Below are 14,073 nucleotides of genomic sequence, written 5' to 3' on the forward strand. Positions count from 1 at the left end.
TTTACGGCTCCTCTGCTTCCATCAGTTCTTTTAGTTTTCGGGCGTCGAGAGGCTCGCGCCGCTCCGGAACGGCCGGCACCCCCGTCGCCGGCGCTTCGAGCCCCCGCGCGATATAGCGGATCCGGCCCATCTCGAACTCGTGGCCCAGGTATCCGGGCCGCGCTCCGCCGAGGTTGGCCCGGCACCGGCGCTCGTCGCCGGGCGGAAAGCCCCGGTCCTTCACATAGATATGAGACGGGTCGAACTCGCGGATCCGGGCGATCAAGGTCTCGACCTCGTCGGGTTTCCCGGTCACCTGCATCCCGAAACAGGTCTCCTTGATCATGACGCCGCCCGAGATCTCGTAGGCCCTGAGGGCGAGGTCTTTCGGGGTCAGGTGAGGAGACTCGATAAAAACATATTTTGTGACCGTGCCGACATAGGCAGGAGTATATTCAGCCATTCTTTCGCACCTCCCGCACATACACGGTCCCGCCTTCTTTCAGGCCGGCGAGTTTGTCCAGGTCGAGCACCCGGCCGATGAGGTTCGTCCCCTCGAACGGCTCAGAGGTGGGCCCGAACTCCGAGTTGTCGGTCTCCCGAACACCGACCATGCCGACGCCCTTTCTGGACTCGTTCGTCATCGCAAGCGAACCGGCGGGAACGAGATCCTTCGGGGTGTTCTCGGGCAGGATATTGATCTTCTTCTTGATGGAAGGCTGGAAGAGGGTGACGTCCTCGAACTTGAAGAGCACCGGCATCGAGCCGACCATATGGGTCCGCAGACCGGTCGCCCGCCTGAAGATGTCGCAGGTACTGGGAGCGTTCTCGTCGTCGAGGGTGATGGAGATCACCCGCGCCGCCGGAAGGACGGCCAGGGTGACCGAGCCCGCCGCAAGGGCCTCGAGCGTCGTGGCCGGTTTCTGGCCGACGACAATGAGGTCCTCCCCGCCGCCTTCCAGCACCAGGGAAATCCCGCGTTCTCTGGCAACGGCCTCTGCCGCCTCAAGCGGCATTCCCACCAGATCGAAGCGCGGCGGGGCGACCGAGACCGAGAAGCGCTGGCCTGAGTCGGCGAGTTTGACGATCTCAAGCCCGTGAACCACCTGTCCGGCGAGCGTGTGGGCAGGGTGGGCCGGGATCTCCTCCCGGTAGATATAGATCCCGCCCATAGACCCGCCGGCCGCCCGCACGGTGACCGCACCCTCCCGCCGCGGCCTTTTGAGTTCTGCCGGCACCTCCATCGGGATCATCGATTCGTCCCTGATGAAGGTGGAGGCCGCCCGCCCGATGAAGAACGTCCCTTTCTCCATCGAGAGGAGGAGGTGCTCGACCGATCGGGCGGTCGTGGTGTCCACCGCCCCCTCGCCATAGCCCTCGGCGGCGATATCGACCCGGGTGACGATCTCGGCCCCCTCCTCAAGGGGCGTCGCCGGGTCGGCGGTCGTGAACGAGGTGGAGCGGTCGGCCCAGGAGAGCACCCGCTCGGCCCCGGTGATCGCGTCGCCGGTGGTCCAGCGGTCGATGACCCCGCGCCCGGAGACGACCCGCGCAACAACGCCGCCGTCCTTTGCGGCCCCGAAATCGGCCCGGTGATCAGAGCGCGAGAAGATCAGCATCGAACGCGAGGGGTCGTAGCCGGCGCAGCCCAGGACCACGTCGCCGCGCCCGTAGCGGTGCGGTGCACGGTCCGGGAGGATCGCCGACGGAAACGGTCCGAACGCCGCGGCATAGCGATCGCTCCACCGCAGAGAGAGTTCGCTATTAAAAATATCGATATCGTCGCCGAAAGCGGCTGCAAAAAGGGGGGTGGTCTCGATCACCACCTCGCCCGCGGAGGTCGAGAGCCTGATGTGCCCGGTCTGCGCCGCCTGCTTTGCCGCAGGCCTGATCACCGCCACCACGGTTGTCCTGTCCCATGCAGGGAGGAGATCGCCGATCGTCGCTCCCGCGGCAACCTCCACCTGCCTGCCGTCAAGGAAGACGTGCATCATCTATCACCCCTTCACGCGCCGGGTTTCCCCATGATCTCGCGTTCCTCATCGGTCAGACGCGCCAGCACCTCGGCAGACGTGCCGAGGGCGATGATCTTTCCGCCCCGCATCAGGGCTACCCGGTCGCAAATATCCCGCACAAACTCCATATCGTGCGATACGACAATAAAGGTCTCGTCCATCTGCTCGCGGGCGTGCATGATCGAGTGCTTCACGTCGATCTTCGTGATCGGGTCCATGGTGCCGGTGGGCTCGTCCAGGATGACGATCCTGGGCTCCCTGATGAGCACCTGGGCAAGGGCGACGCGGTGGCGCTCGCCCTCGGAAAGTTCGCCCGGTTTTCGGTCCAGGATCTCGCGGCTCTTCTCCTCGGTGAAACCGGCCATGCGGAGGGTGATGACCGCCTTTCTGATCGCGAGCTCCTTCGGGAACTCGAGCCCGATCGCATCGGTGAGGTTGTCCAGGACCGTCCGGTGGGGGAAGAGATCGTACTCCTGGTGCAGGAGCCCGATATAGCCCTTCGCCCGACCGCGGAACTCGATGCCGGGCTTGGTCATGTCCACCCATTCCTCGCCGATCCGGACGTTCATCTCGCCGCTCGTCGGTTCGATGATCCCGGAGATAATCCGCGAGAGGGTGGTCTTGCCCGCACCGCTCTTCCCGATGATCCCGAAGATCTCCTTCTCCGCAACCTCGAAGGAAACGCCGTTGACCGCTTTCACCATGCCGCGGTCCACCGAGAGGTAGCGCTTGATCACGTCGCGGGCGACCAGGACGTTCGCCCCGAGGTCGGTCCTGGTGTAGGTCTCTGCGTCTGAGATCCCCTCCATGAAGTGGGCGATGACCTCCTGGGGCGACCCTATCGCTGCGATCTCGCCGTCTTTCAGCATGATCGCCCGGTCGGCGACGTCCTCGATCACCTGCGAGAAGTGCGAGGTGACCATCATGCCCATATCGTTATTCCTGGCGGCCTCGTTGAGCATGGAGTGGACGAGGTTGGCGGTGCCCGGGTCGAGGGTGCCGGTGGGTTCGTCGGCAAAGAGAACGAACGGCTCCTTTGCGAGCTGGCGGGCGAGCACCACCCGCTGTTTCTCGCCGCCCGAGAGGTCGCGGGCGATATGCATCATGCGGTGGGAGAGACGGACCTCGTCGAGGAGATCGGCGGCCCGGTTCACCGCTTTGTTCGAGGGATAGTTGATGTCCTCAAGGGCGTGCAGGACATTCTCGATCACCCGGTCGTTCCCGTAGAGGGCAAAGGTCCGCTGGAACATGATCGCCGTCCGCGCCATGATCCGCCTTTTCATCGGCTCGTTCGAGGGGTCCCAGAGATCGAAGTCGGTCGGCTGCAGGGTCTGGCCGCATTTCGGGCACGTTTTTCCGGCTGCGCTCGGCACGTCCACCCATCCGCACCCCTCGCACGCCGCAACATGGTAGAGCACCCGTCCGCTCGTCGGCGGCTGGTCGACACCTCTGATCAGGTGAAGGAGAACGGTCTTTCCAGAGCCGCTCCGCCCGATGATACCGACGATCTCGCCTTCTGCGACTTCAAAATTTATATTGTTGAGAGCCCGTTTCCCGCCAAAATCCATGCAGAGGTTCTCGACTGTGATAAGCGCGGTCATAATATACTCCGTTGATACCTAAAGGGTAGTGTAGAGGTCAGATCATATTATCCTTTATATCGGAACAATTGCGTCTCCCGAGAGGTCCCTGATGATGGGGACAACTTCCCTGACGCTTCCAACGATATAATCTGCCGCTTTGCAGAGTTCAAGCGGCTTTTCCTTCGACTGCTGTTCTGAGAGGATGGCAACGTCAGCCTTCCTGAAGGCCTGGAGGTCGTTGATGCCGTCGCCGACCATCACCACGGCGTCATAGCATTTTTTGAGGTCGTCGACGATCTGCGCCTTGATCGAGGGCGTGGCGATGCCGTGCACCTGGTCCCGCGGGATGCCCAGGTGGTCGGCGATCCGTTCGAGCTTTGCCGCCCGGTCGCCTGAGGCGATGAAGGTGGCAACTCCCATCGCATGGAGATCGCTGATCGCCTCCTTCGCACCTTCGAAGGGGCGGCCCCCCGCGGTGACGGTGAACTCGATCCCCGGCATGGTGAGGTTGAGGATCGCCCCGGAGTCCATCACCACAAGCGATTCCTCCTTCAGGGTCCCCCACACGTCCCTGATGCAGGCCTGGAGATCGCCGACCATGGCGTTTCTGTCAGAGTAGAGGATCCGCGCCAGGTCTTCGTGGGGTGTGACCTGGCGGAGGCACGAGACACCGAAACCGATATTCTGCGCACAGAGGTATGCGGAGAGGAGCTGGTCGGGCGGCGCCCCGATCACGTCCCTGGAATGGGCGTTGAGAGCGATGAGCACCCGAGCACGGTCCAGGCAGGTGAGGAGGGTCGTCTCGACGTCTGAGAGAATCTCACCGGTTCGGACGTCCCGTGCCGTCCGGTAGCTCCGGAGGAGGGTGCCGGCACTATCAAATACCACTGCAACGGTCATGGATGCACACAGGTAACGCTTATGTGATCGGGTATTCATCTACTCCATTAAAGTATGTTGCTGAATGAAACCGCAGAAAAGATCAGGAGCATGGAGATCAGGGGGGCAGGCAGGATCGCCCGGTCGGCGGTCGGCGCCCTCAGGGACCATGCGGCCGGACTGGAAACTTCCGATACCGCCTCCTTTCTCCGCTCCATGAAGGAGGCGGCCGACCTCCTCGTCGCCACCCGCCCGACGGCGGTCTCCCTCCCGAACGCCGTGCAGACCGTGATGCGTTCGCTCGAGGGGGCTAAGAGCGTCGATGAGGCGAAGGCAGCGATAAAGGCGGCCGCGGACTCGTTCATCCTCTCGTCAAAACACGCGGTGGAGTGGATCGGCGAGATCGGCGCCCGCCATATCTCCGACGGCGACGTGATCCTCACCCATTGCAACTCCGAGGCGGCGCTGGCCTGCATCCTCACGGCCCACCGGGAGGGCAAGGCGATCGAGGTCTTCGCCACCGAGGTAAGGCCGAGAAACCAGGGGCTCCTGACGATCCGGGCCTTAAACGATGCCGGGATCCAGACGAACTTCATCGTGGACTCGGCGGTGAGGAGTTATATCAATGATGTGGACCTGGTGATCACCGGGGCGGACGCAATCACGGTGAACGGGGCGGTGGTGAACAAGATCGGCACCGCCCAGATCGCCCTCACCGCCCACGAGGCCAGGACGCCGATGGTGGTTGCCGCCGAGACCTACAAGTTCGCCCCCAGGACGATCCTCGGGGAGCGGATCGCGATCGAGGAGCGGGAAACCGGGGAGGTGCTCGACCGGCGTATCGCCGCGGGCCTGCCGCACGTGCGGGTGAGAAACCCGGCCTTCGACGTGACCCCGGCGCGCTACGTCGACCTGATCGTGACCGAGATCGGGGCGATCCCGCCAGCGATGGCCTATATGATCATCAGGGACCATCTCGGCTGGGGAATTGGGGAGTTTCACAAGGCATTTGAGATAGACGAGAGAATACAGGAGTGAACATGACAAAAGACGTTGTTGCAACCTATTATTTCCGCCCGCGGTCCGACACGACCCCTGAGGCGGCGGCACTGGCGATCGCCGAGGAGGAGACGACCGGGACCTGGACCGAGATCACCACCACGACCGAGTATGTCCGCCGCCTCGACGGCGAGGTGCTCTCCCTTGAGCCCTCGGGGAACGGGTACGTTACGCGGCTTTGCTACCCGGCCGAGATCTTCGAGGCAGGAAACGTCCCGCAGTACCTCTCGGTGGTGGCGGGCAACCTCTTCGGGCTTGCCCGGCTGGATGCAGTCCGCCTCCTGGACGTGGAGTTCCCGGAGACGCTCGTCCCCTTCGCCGGACCGAAGTTCGGGATGGAGGGGATCAGGCGGCTGATCGGGACGACCGACCGGCCGCACGTCGGGACGATCATCAAGCCGAAGGTGGGCTTAAACCCGAAGGACACGGCAGAGGTCGCCTATAAAGCGGCGATCGGCGGGGTGGACCTGATCAAGGACGACGAGACCCTGACCGACCAGACCTTCTGCCCGATGGACGAGCGCCTCCAGGCGGTGATGGCGAAACTCGACGAGGCGAAGAGCGAGACAGGGCAGGAAGTGCTGTATGCGGTGAACATCTCGGCGCGGGCCGACGATATCGTGGAGCGGGCCGAGCACGCCATCGACCTGGGTGCGAACATGGTGATGATCGACGTGATCACCTGCGGGTTCACTGCCTTGCAGGCCCTTGCCGAGGCGCCCTCGGTGACCGTCCCGGTCCACGTCCACCGGACGATGCACGGGGCGATCACCAGGAACCCGGAGCACGGGATCGCGATGCGCCCGATCGCACGGATCGTGCGGATGCTCGGCGGCGACCAGCTCCACACCGGGACGGTTTCCGGGAAGATGAGCCACGACGTCGGCGAGTTGCGGGGGGACAACGCCGCCCTCACCGATCCTTACCACGGACTCAAACCGACCTTCCCGGTGGCGAGCGGCGGGCTGCACCCGGGCAAGGTGGCGGCCGAACTCAAAAACCTGGGCACGAACATCGTGCTGCAGGCCGGCGGCGGGATCCACGGTCACCCTGACGGCACCGAGGCCGGCGCCCGGGCGATGCGCCAGGCGGCCGACGCCTTCATGGCCGGGGTCTCGGCGGAGGAGTACGCAAAGGACCACCGCGAGCTGGCGCGGGCCCTGGAGCGGTGGGGGAACCGCTGAGGGCCAGGCCCGACTATTTTTTTCTCTTTTTCCCTGACCGGTCCTGAGCCTCATCGCCTCCGCCGGCACCACAGGTAGGCGTCGGTCGCCTGGCGCATCGCCCTTGCCCGTCTCTCGGCCGTCGTCGATGATAAGGACCCCGCCGGGACGTGCGATCCGACCGAACTCAGCCAGGAACGCAGCCGGGTCGAACACCGGATCGCAAAGAGCCATATCCCGGCGGAGAGAATCAATGATCATGGCCCCCGCACCAGCCCCGGTCTTCGATGTCTTCAACGTCTATTTCGAGCAGATCTACGACCCGACGATGCACCTCGTCTTCACCTTCGACGGGGCACTCGATGAGGACGTCCTGCGGGCGGCGACGCTTCGCCTGATCGCCGCAAACCCCTATCTCGGGTGCCGGTTCGCGGTGCGGGACGGCGCACCCGTCTGGGAGGAGATCCCGGAGGAGGCGTGGGAGCGGGGCTTTGAGGTGCTCCCCCCCGGAGCGACGATGCCGCCGCCCCCCCTCGACGTCCGCACCGGCCCGCAGGTGCGGGTGGCCCTCTGCCGGGAGGAGGAGGGCGACCGGGTGACCGTCACCTGCCACCACGGCTTCTGCGACGCCCGCGGCCTCCTCGACCTGGCGCGGGATCTCTTCGCCGCCTGCCGGGGGGTTCCTCCGGCCCCCACCGGGCTGTACGACCGGAGCGCCGACCAGGTCCTCGCACGCTTCTCCGCGGCGGAGATCGAAGGGGCCTGCGAGGCCGAAGAGCCCTTCGTCGATAGATGGCGTTTCCCGGTCGAGCGGACCGGGCGGGGGGCGCCGCGGGTCGCTCTCAGGACGCTCGCACCAGAACGGCTGGCGCGGGCACGGGCGTTCGGCAAAATGCACGGCGCCACGGTGAACGACGTCGTGCTTGCCGCCTTCTTCCTCGCGATCCTCAGGATCAGGGACGACCCCGCCGATCTGCATGCGCCCAGATCCGTCCTCACCTCGGCCGATCTCCGCCGCTACCTCGACCGCCCGGTGCCGCCGGCAAACCTCTCCATCGCCTACGAGGTAACGCTCTCCCCCGGCGAGGGGGCAGGGCTGGAGGAGGTCGTGGGCCAGGTGGCGGCGGTGACAGGACGGCGCAAGGCAAACGGCCTTGGACTCGGGTGCATCGGGTTCTACGAAGAGATCTATGCGGGCGGCGTGCCTGCGGTGAAGGTGTTCTTCGACGGGATGATGAGGCGCTACCAGGAGAGCGGCATGAAAAACCCGGTCTTCTCCAACATCGGGGTGATCGACGCCGGGGTCGCCCTCCCGCTCGCGGGAAAGGACGGGCGGCCCCTCGACCTCCGGGAGGTTGTTCTCCTCCCCTGCGTCTGCTGGCCGTACGGGTATCTCATGTCCCTCTCCACCTTCAGGGATGCGATGACGATCGCCTCGGCCTATGAGGAGGGGCCGTATGCACCGGAGACGGTGGAGCGGTTCCTGGAACTCGTGGATGGGTACCTGCCGTGAAGGGGGGAATCGTTAGAGAGAAATCTTCCCCACGCCTACAATACAGTATGCACATCCCCTTCACCAAACTGCACGGCAACGGCAACGACTTCATCCTGATCGACGAGACGGCGGGAACGGTCATCCCCGACGAGATGAAACCCGGTTTCGCCGCCCTGTACTGCGACCGCCGGTTCGGCATCGGCGGCGACGGCGTCCTCTTCCTCCTTCCTTCGGAGAGCGCCGACGTGCGGATGCGCCTCTTCCAGCAGGACGAGAGCGAGGCCGAGATGTGCGGGAACGGGATCCGGTGCCTGGCGAAGTACGCCCATGACGCCGGCTACGTGCAGGAGACCTGCACCGTCGAGACGATGGCAGGCACGATGCCGGTCTCGATGGGCTACGACGAGGAGGGCGAGTTCTGGGCCGAGATCGAGATGGTGGACCCGGCCTATGAGCGCTCCGCGATCCCGGCGATCGGCGAGGGCGAATACAAAGAGCAGATCGGGCCCTTCACGGTCTATGCCGCGAACACCGGCGTCCCGCATGCGGTGATCTTCGTCGATGACGTCTCGGCGATCGACGTGGCGGCCGCAGCACCGCAGGTCCGCCGCCACCCGTCGTTCGCGAAAGGCGCGAACGTGAACTTTGTCGAGGTCACCGGCGAGGCCTCGATCAGGATCCGCACCTTCGAGCGGGGCGTCGAGGGCGAGACCGAGTCCTGCGGCACCGGGGCCACGGCGTCTGCGGCGATCGCCCACCGCCTGGGCCTGGTCGGGGCCGAGGTGGCGGTCGAGACGAACGGTGGCCCCCTGGTGATCACCTGCGGCGAGCGGACCCTGATGCGGGGGCCGGCAGAGACGGTCTTCTCGGGCGTCATCGAGGGGTGAACCCCCCTCCCTCCCGGATGATCTCTGGCCATTCCGGGCGTTATTTTCGATTTTAGAGGACTCGATCCGGGCGGATCGGGCTTCGTTTCAGATCTGGATATCTGCGGGGTTTCGGGCGGAACGGAGGCGAAGACGTGCTGTTTCACGTGGAAATCCGGGGCTCCGCGGGGGGGCGCCGGGGATTTTGTCGGGGGTGCGACGGGGAGGGGATGGACGGGGCAGGAGAACGGGCGGAAATGGGCGCGAATCTGAGGGCGGAAGAGGGGCGATTTTGCCGGTATTCTCGATTTTGTGGGGAACTGGCCGGGTATACGCGGTCGAGATCCGGCATCTTCGCGGGGTTATAACCCGGCATACATGGGGGTTTTTGATGGAGTATAACCACGCGAACATGGGAGGGGCGGTTGTGAGACATCCATGTCCCACAACCGAATTTGTTGGACATAAAATGCAAAATATGTCCAACAAAAGATCCTGTGGGATACCGGCGGCAGGGGCACCCGCCGGGTGAGGGAGGACGGCGGAGCATTCTACCCGGTGCTCGGCATGCCTGACCGGCTCCAATGGATCGCCACGATCAACCCGGAGTACTATGCGATCCACGTTCCTCAGGAGCCTGATCCTGCGGGGGCAGGCAAACCTCATCGGCATGGACCTGCTGGCGATCTTCATCATCTCAGGGATCGCCATCGCTCTCGGGATCACGATGTATCGGCGGACGCTGGAGTGAGGAGAGGACCGGTTGTCGAGGTGGTGCAGAGAGAGCGGCGGAACGTGTACTGACACTGTTCGTTAAACGCCGATCTCACACCACCCCGAGGAGCCACCGCCAGAGCGGGACGCACCTGATCTCCCCATCCATTCGCACCGTATCCTTCGTGATCAGCACCAGATCCCTCACCCGGCCGTCGAACTCAGCGGCGAACTCCCGGAGGGCGTTCATCTCCCGTTCGGGAGGAGTGTCGGTGTAGGTGACGTTGATCGCGGTCAGGGTGTTGTCCGGGTTTTTCAGGACGAAGTCCACCTCGCCCCCTTTTTTCCAGTAATAGGGATCGCCCCCCCGCCGCCGCAGTTCGAGAAATACCAGGTTCTCAACACAACGCCCTTCGTCGGCAGAGAACGTGAACGAAACGGCATTTCTCAGCCCGGTGTCGATGCAGTAGACTTTTTTGTTGTTCCTCGCCTGCACCTTCAGGGAGTAACTGAAATACTGGACCTCGAAGAGCACCCGTGCCATCTCGGCATAACAGACGTACTCCCTGATCGTCGCCGCCTCGATTCCCAGCACCTCTACCAGCTGTCGGTAGGAGTAGGGCAAGGCGATGTTGGTCAGGAGGTAGGAGAGGAGATCGGCAAGCGCCCGCTGGTTGCGCACTTTGTTCACCTGGACGATATCGCGATAGACGATGCTGTCGTAATACGCCCTGAGCTGATCCGCCTTCACGCCCCCGTCCTCCTGCCGCACCGCCTGCGGAAACCCACCTTCCCGGATGTATTGCCCGAGCAGGTTCAAAATGTCGTATTTTCTGGCGGCGAGGGCGACCGGGTCGAGCTCGACCTCCATCCCGCGAAAGAGGAGATACTCTGAGAAGTCAAGGGGATAGACCGGCACCGCAAGGTACCTTCCGCTGATCAGGGTCGAGACCTCCGAATCGAGGAGATAGGAGGAAGACCCCGAGATCACCAGCCTGAACCGCTTGCGATCATAGGTCGCCTTGAGCCAGCGCTCCCAGCCCGGGATCGCCTGGATCTCGTCGAAAACGAGCCAGGCCCCCTCTCCGCTCCAGATGTTCGAACGATAGGTGTCGAGCACCGCCTCCAGCGGCCGATCAAGGTTGGCCAGGGCGGGCTCGTCGCAGTTGACGAAGAGGATCGATCGCGGGTCGACACCCTGTTCATCGATCAGGTCGCGGATCATCTGGTACAGCAGGGTGGTTTTGCCCGAACGCCGGACGCCGCTGAGGACTACGATCTCCCCGGTGGTGCAGTATCTTTTGATCTTCGAGAGGTAGCGGTCCCGCCGGACGCCGGTGTCGAAGTCTCTGCCGCTCCACCAGGGGTTGAGGGCGACCAGAAGGTCGAGGAGATCGGCCATGCGATTCTGGTGGGTTATAACCCTGCATAAAGGTATGTTTTTAAGTGGTTATAACCATGCGAAAATTACCCTGACATTACACTGGAAGAGTCTGAAGATAACGATCCCGGTTCGCTGGGGTCGATAGTGGCGTCGGATGCCGCCTGTGACCTGCCAGTCGAGAGGAGAATCGAACATGATCAGGTGTGGGGATAGATATTGAGTTAAGGGGCAGGTACACCTCATCGGCATGGATCTGCCGGCGATCTTCATCTTCTCCGGGATCGCCATCGCCCTCGAGATCACGACGTATCGGCGGACGCTGGAGTGAGGGAAGTATGGCCGGTGAAGAGATGCCGCCGATGACAGTTGTCCTGATGTTCACCATTATCGACCGTTTTCGACAGGTTTTCACCACCTGCCGAAAGAAGGCGAGGATAGAGGAATAATGGCGGATCGGAAATTACGCATAGATATAATGATCAATATATGTATGCTGTGTTGCATAACTCTCTCCTGTACTCTTCCTCCCTCTTTTCTCCGCCGTCTCGCTCACTTCACCATTGTAAGCAGCATATTGTAGCAGTTCATTTTCATCTTCACCTCCCGGATCATTCCCTCCTTCGAAGTCGCCCTCACCGTTTCGCCGAATATTCGTTTTCCACTGGAAAACACTCCTTCAGCCTTCCATCTCATCCCATAGTCGATATCCTGTGCCCACTCTCTATATCCCCCCAATCGTACTCGCTCCCGTACGCATTCGGCGCGATAGGGCGATCCGGTGGATCTGGTCGCTGCATCTGTTCGCGTCTTGATTCCCGATAGGATCCCGCGTTTTTCGAGCGTATTGAAGATCTCGTTCCGGTCATAGGCCCCATCTGCAAGAAGACGGCGTATGGTATGCTCCCTGCCACAGTGCTGCTGGACCTGATCCAGGAGGGGAATACACCGTGCATCATCCTGAACCGATTCGTCGGTGACCTCTAGACCAAGGATCTGATTGGTTTCGATGTCGATCATCGCATGGACCTTGATCCATCCGCGCCGGACCCTCCACTTCTCCCGCATCCATTCCCCGCGGTTGGTGACTTTGATCCCGGTGCTATCGACAGCAATGATGACATTGCGTGAGAGGATCGTTGGATCAACCCGAAGGGAGATATCAAGACGCTTGATCCGGCGGAAAAGGGTTGTATAATCTGCTGAAACAAGGGAAGGAATAAAGATAGAGAGTTTCCGGGTAAAACCCTCCATCTGGCGATAGGGCATCTGCAGGAAGACGTGAATGAAAGCCATCCAGGTGATGAAGGGTTCGGGATAGTGAAAAGGACGACCGGGCTTGCCGGTGTTCATCCGGGAAACGAGATCAGTCCAGTGGTCGATGAAATCAAGGGAGAGGTAGAATTCGCCGCGGCGAACCAGACGTTCATTATATATACTCCAATCACGAGTGTCGGTGTACGGACGGCCCCAGTACTTCTCTAATTCCTTCCTCCCTCTCATTTCATTCAACGGCGTTTCTCGCTCCCTTTCCTAAACAGGATACCTTAACACAGGAATGGCTCTGGCACCCCTCATCGATGTGCGGATCGCCTCCCAGATTATGCACATGAAGGAGCTGAACCGGAAGCCGCGCACCTCAATGGTTTGTGGTCCCTGTTTCGCGGGGGAAAAGTGCTTCCAGAGTATATCGATCCAGATATTCTTGAGGAGGAACGATATTATGGCGTAGAGATACCGGATGACCGGGTTTTTTGTGCTCGTACGGGGTTTCACCTGGTTGCGCATCCGATAGGACGATTCAATCGAGAACCTGGACCGATAGGTCTGATGGACCCGATGGGGATTCCACCGGAGGTTTCCCACGACGTAACCCAGATTCTCAACGCCGCGCTTACCCCGTTTTCCTTTTGCATACTTCACGGCAATCGCAATCTTCAGGACCAGCACCGGTTTTCCGTGCATCCGATATTCAGCATACCGGGAGTGTGTTCCCTGGAGGACTTGTTTCATCCTTTTCCCGTGTTTCCTGACAGGAACGATGAACGGCACCTGGACGTCCATCAGAAACCCGAGCACCTTCCGGGTGTAGAACTCCCGATCCAGGCAGAGAACTTCGATGCGAAGACCGAGTTCAGTGATCCGATCGAGACATTGCGCGATGTATCCGACCTTCGAGGTATCCCGGCGCACCGGGAACACGGCCAGCGTCATCTGCCGGTTCCTGGTGGTCACATACAGAGTGATGTAGGAATAAAACTCATTTGTTGACTTTTTACGCTTACTTCGCACGATATAGGCCTCATTCTCCTCATCGGTTGACCCGTAGTACGGATCGTTGGTAAAGTCAATCGCAAACTGATAGGCGTACCCAGGTTTGAGGACGTGGTGCATATGGGTGGTGAGGATCGAGGTGTTATTCTGTTCCAAATCGGCCATATCGAGTTTTTTGAGGTGGTAGCGAACGGACGTTTCGCACGGTACCCGATCCAGGATGTGGGTGATTGAGTGAACTGACTGATTCATTACAGCCATGCCGACCAGAGAAGAAATCAAGTCCGTTTGAGTGAGTTTTCCCTGAATGGGAATGGTTAGATGCTGATCCAGTGCCGAAACAACAGGGGCGCAACAGTCTTTAGGTTTCAGAATGTTGCTCTTTCTGCAGGTCACCCTCGATTTAGGTAAAGGCATGAGGGGAAGCCTGCAATCTATATAGATCTTTCGATTTTGGGCGGGCTTCGGGCGGTAGAGGGGGATTTGGGGTCTCTAAAATTAGCGAAGTACTGGGCCCCATCGTTTGTTCTTTGGCATGAGGGAATGACGGGGCCTCCGGCATATTCTATCTTTGGGTGCGGTAGTGGCACTTATGCAACACAGCATATATGTACATACGTACCTCTTTTCACCAGATGGAAGGAGCACAGAGTGCGGGCAACCCT

Annotated in this window: 11 protein-coding genes and 1 pseudogene; 5 read left to right on the plus strand and 7 right to left on the minus strand. The window is 61.5% G+C overall.

Features of this window, described 5'->3' with window-relative positions; translation table 11 throughout:
- Position 1 precedes the first annotated feature (1 nt).
- Genes HWN36_RS05045 through HWN36_RS05060 form a run of 4 tightly spaced genes read right to left on the minus strand, consistent with a single transcriptional unit; the run spans position 2 to position 4,477 of the window.
- The gene (locus tag HWN36_RS05045; RefSeq protein WP_176788361.1) at positions 2–442 is read right to left on the minus strand and encodes a methanogenesis marker 6 protein; all 441 of its coding nucleotides are present in this window, start codon (positions 440–442) and stop codon (positions 2–4) included.
- Positions 435–1,973, minus strand: a complete 1,539-nt coding sequence (mmp3, locus tag HWN36_RS05050) for a methyl-coenzyme M reductase-associated protein Mmp3 (RefSeq protein ID WP_343044928.1) — start codon at positions 1,971–1,973, stop codon at positions 435–437. The genes HWN36_RS05045 and mmp3 overlap by 8 nt, the downstream gene beginning before the upstream one ends.
- Before the next feature lie 11 nt (positions 1,974–1,984).
- Positions 1,985–3,595 carry a methyl coenzyme M reductase system, component A2 gene (gene atwA / locus HWN36_RS05055; RefSeq protein WP_176788363.1) on the minus strand — a complete coding sequence of 537 codons (1,611 nt, stop codon included), beginning with the start codon at positions 3,593–3,595 and terminating at the stop codon, positions 1,985–1,987.
- A 54-nt stretch (positions 3,596–3,649) separates the two neighbouring features.
- The gene (locus HWN36_RS05060) at positions 3,650–4,477 is read right to left on the minus strand and encodes an HAD family hydrolase (protein ID WP_176788364.1); all 828 of its coding nucleotides are present in this window, start codon (positions 4,475–4,477) and stop codon (positions 3,650–3,652) included.
- Positions 4,478–4,531: 54 nt separating this feature from the next.
- Between HWN36_RS05060 and HWN36_RS05065 the strand changes: the two genes are divergently transcribed.
- The 5 genes from HWN36_RS05065 to HWN36_RS05085 all read left to right on the plus strand — a co-directional run bounded on the left by HWN36_RS05065 (position 4,532) and on the right by HWN36_RS05085 (position 9,790).
- A complete protein-coding gene (locus HWN36_RS05065; protein ID WP_176788365.1) occupies positions 4,532–5,494 on the plus strand; it encodes a ribose 1,5-bisphosphate isomerase in 963 nt (320 codons plus the stop codon).
- A 2-nt stretch (positions 5,495–5,496) separates the two neighbouring features.
- Entirely contained in the window at positions 5,497–6,699 is a 1,203-nt protein-coding gene (locus tag HWN36_RS05070) for a RuBisCO large subunit C-terminal-like domain-containing protein (protein ID WP_176788366.1), read from the plus strand.
- A gap of 238 nt (positions 6,700–6,937) precedes the next feature.
- Positions 6,938–8,191 (plus strand): condensation protein, encoded by a 1,254-nt coding sequence (locus tag HWN36_RS05075; RefSeq protein ID WP_176788367.1) that lies wholly within the window; start codon positions 6,938–6,940, stop codon positions 8,189–8,191.
- Between the two features lie 47 nt (positions 8,192–8,238).
- A complete protein-coding gene (gene dapF, locus HWN36_RS05080) occupies positions 8,239–9,060 on the plus strand; it encodes a diaminopimelate epimerase (protein WP_176788368.1) in 822 nt (273 codons plus the stop codon).
- A 592-nt stretch (positions 9,061–9,652) separates the two neighbouring features.
- On the plus strand, positions 9,653–9,790 hold the full coding sequence (locus tag HWN36_RS05085) for a hypothetical protein (protein ID WP_176788369.1): 138 nt from the start codon (positions 9,653–9,655) through the stop codon (positions 9,788–9,790).
- Between the two features lie 75 nt (positions 9,791–9,865).
- Here the strand turns inward: HWN36_RS05085 and HWN36_RS05090 are convergent, their stop codons facing one another.
- The 3 genes and pseudogenes from HWN36_RS05090 to HWN36_RS05100 form a co-directional block, all read right to left on the minus strand.
- Positions 9,866–11,155: an ATP-binding protein gene (locus tag HWN36_RS05090; protein WP_176788370.1), complete on the minus strand. Its 1,290-nt coding sequence runs from the start codon at positions 11,153–11,155 to the stop codon at positions 9,866–9,868.
- A 531-nt stretch (positions 11,156–11,686) separates the two neighbouring features.
- Positions 11,687–12,564 (minus strand): annotated as a pseudogene (locus HWN36_RS05095) (IS5 family transposase).
- Between the two features lie 103 nt (positions 12,565–12,667).
- Positions 12,668–13,825 carry an ISH3 family transposase gene (locus tag HWN36_RS05100; protein WP_176788132.1) on the minus strand — a complete coding sequence of 386 codons (1,158 nt, stop codon included), beginning with the start codon at positions 13,823–13,825 and terminating at the stop codon, positions 12,668–12,670.
- Positions 13,826–14,073 lie beyond the last annotated feature (248 nt).

The organism is Methanofollis tationis (assembly GCF_013377755.1).
Taxonomy (GTDB): Archaea; Halobacteriota; Methanomicrobia; order Methanomicrobiales; family Methanofollaceae; genus Methanofollis; species Methanofollis tationis.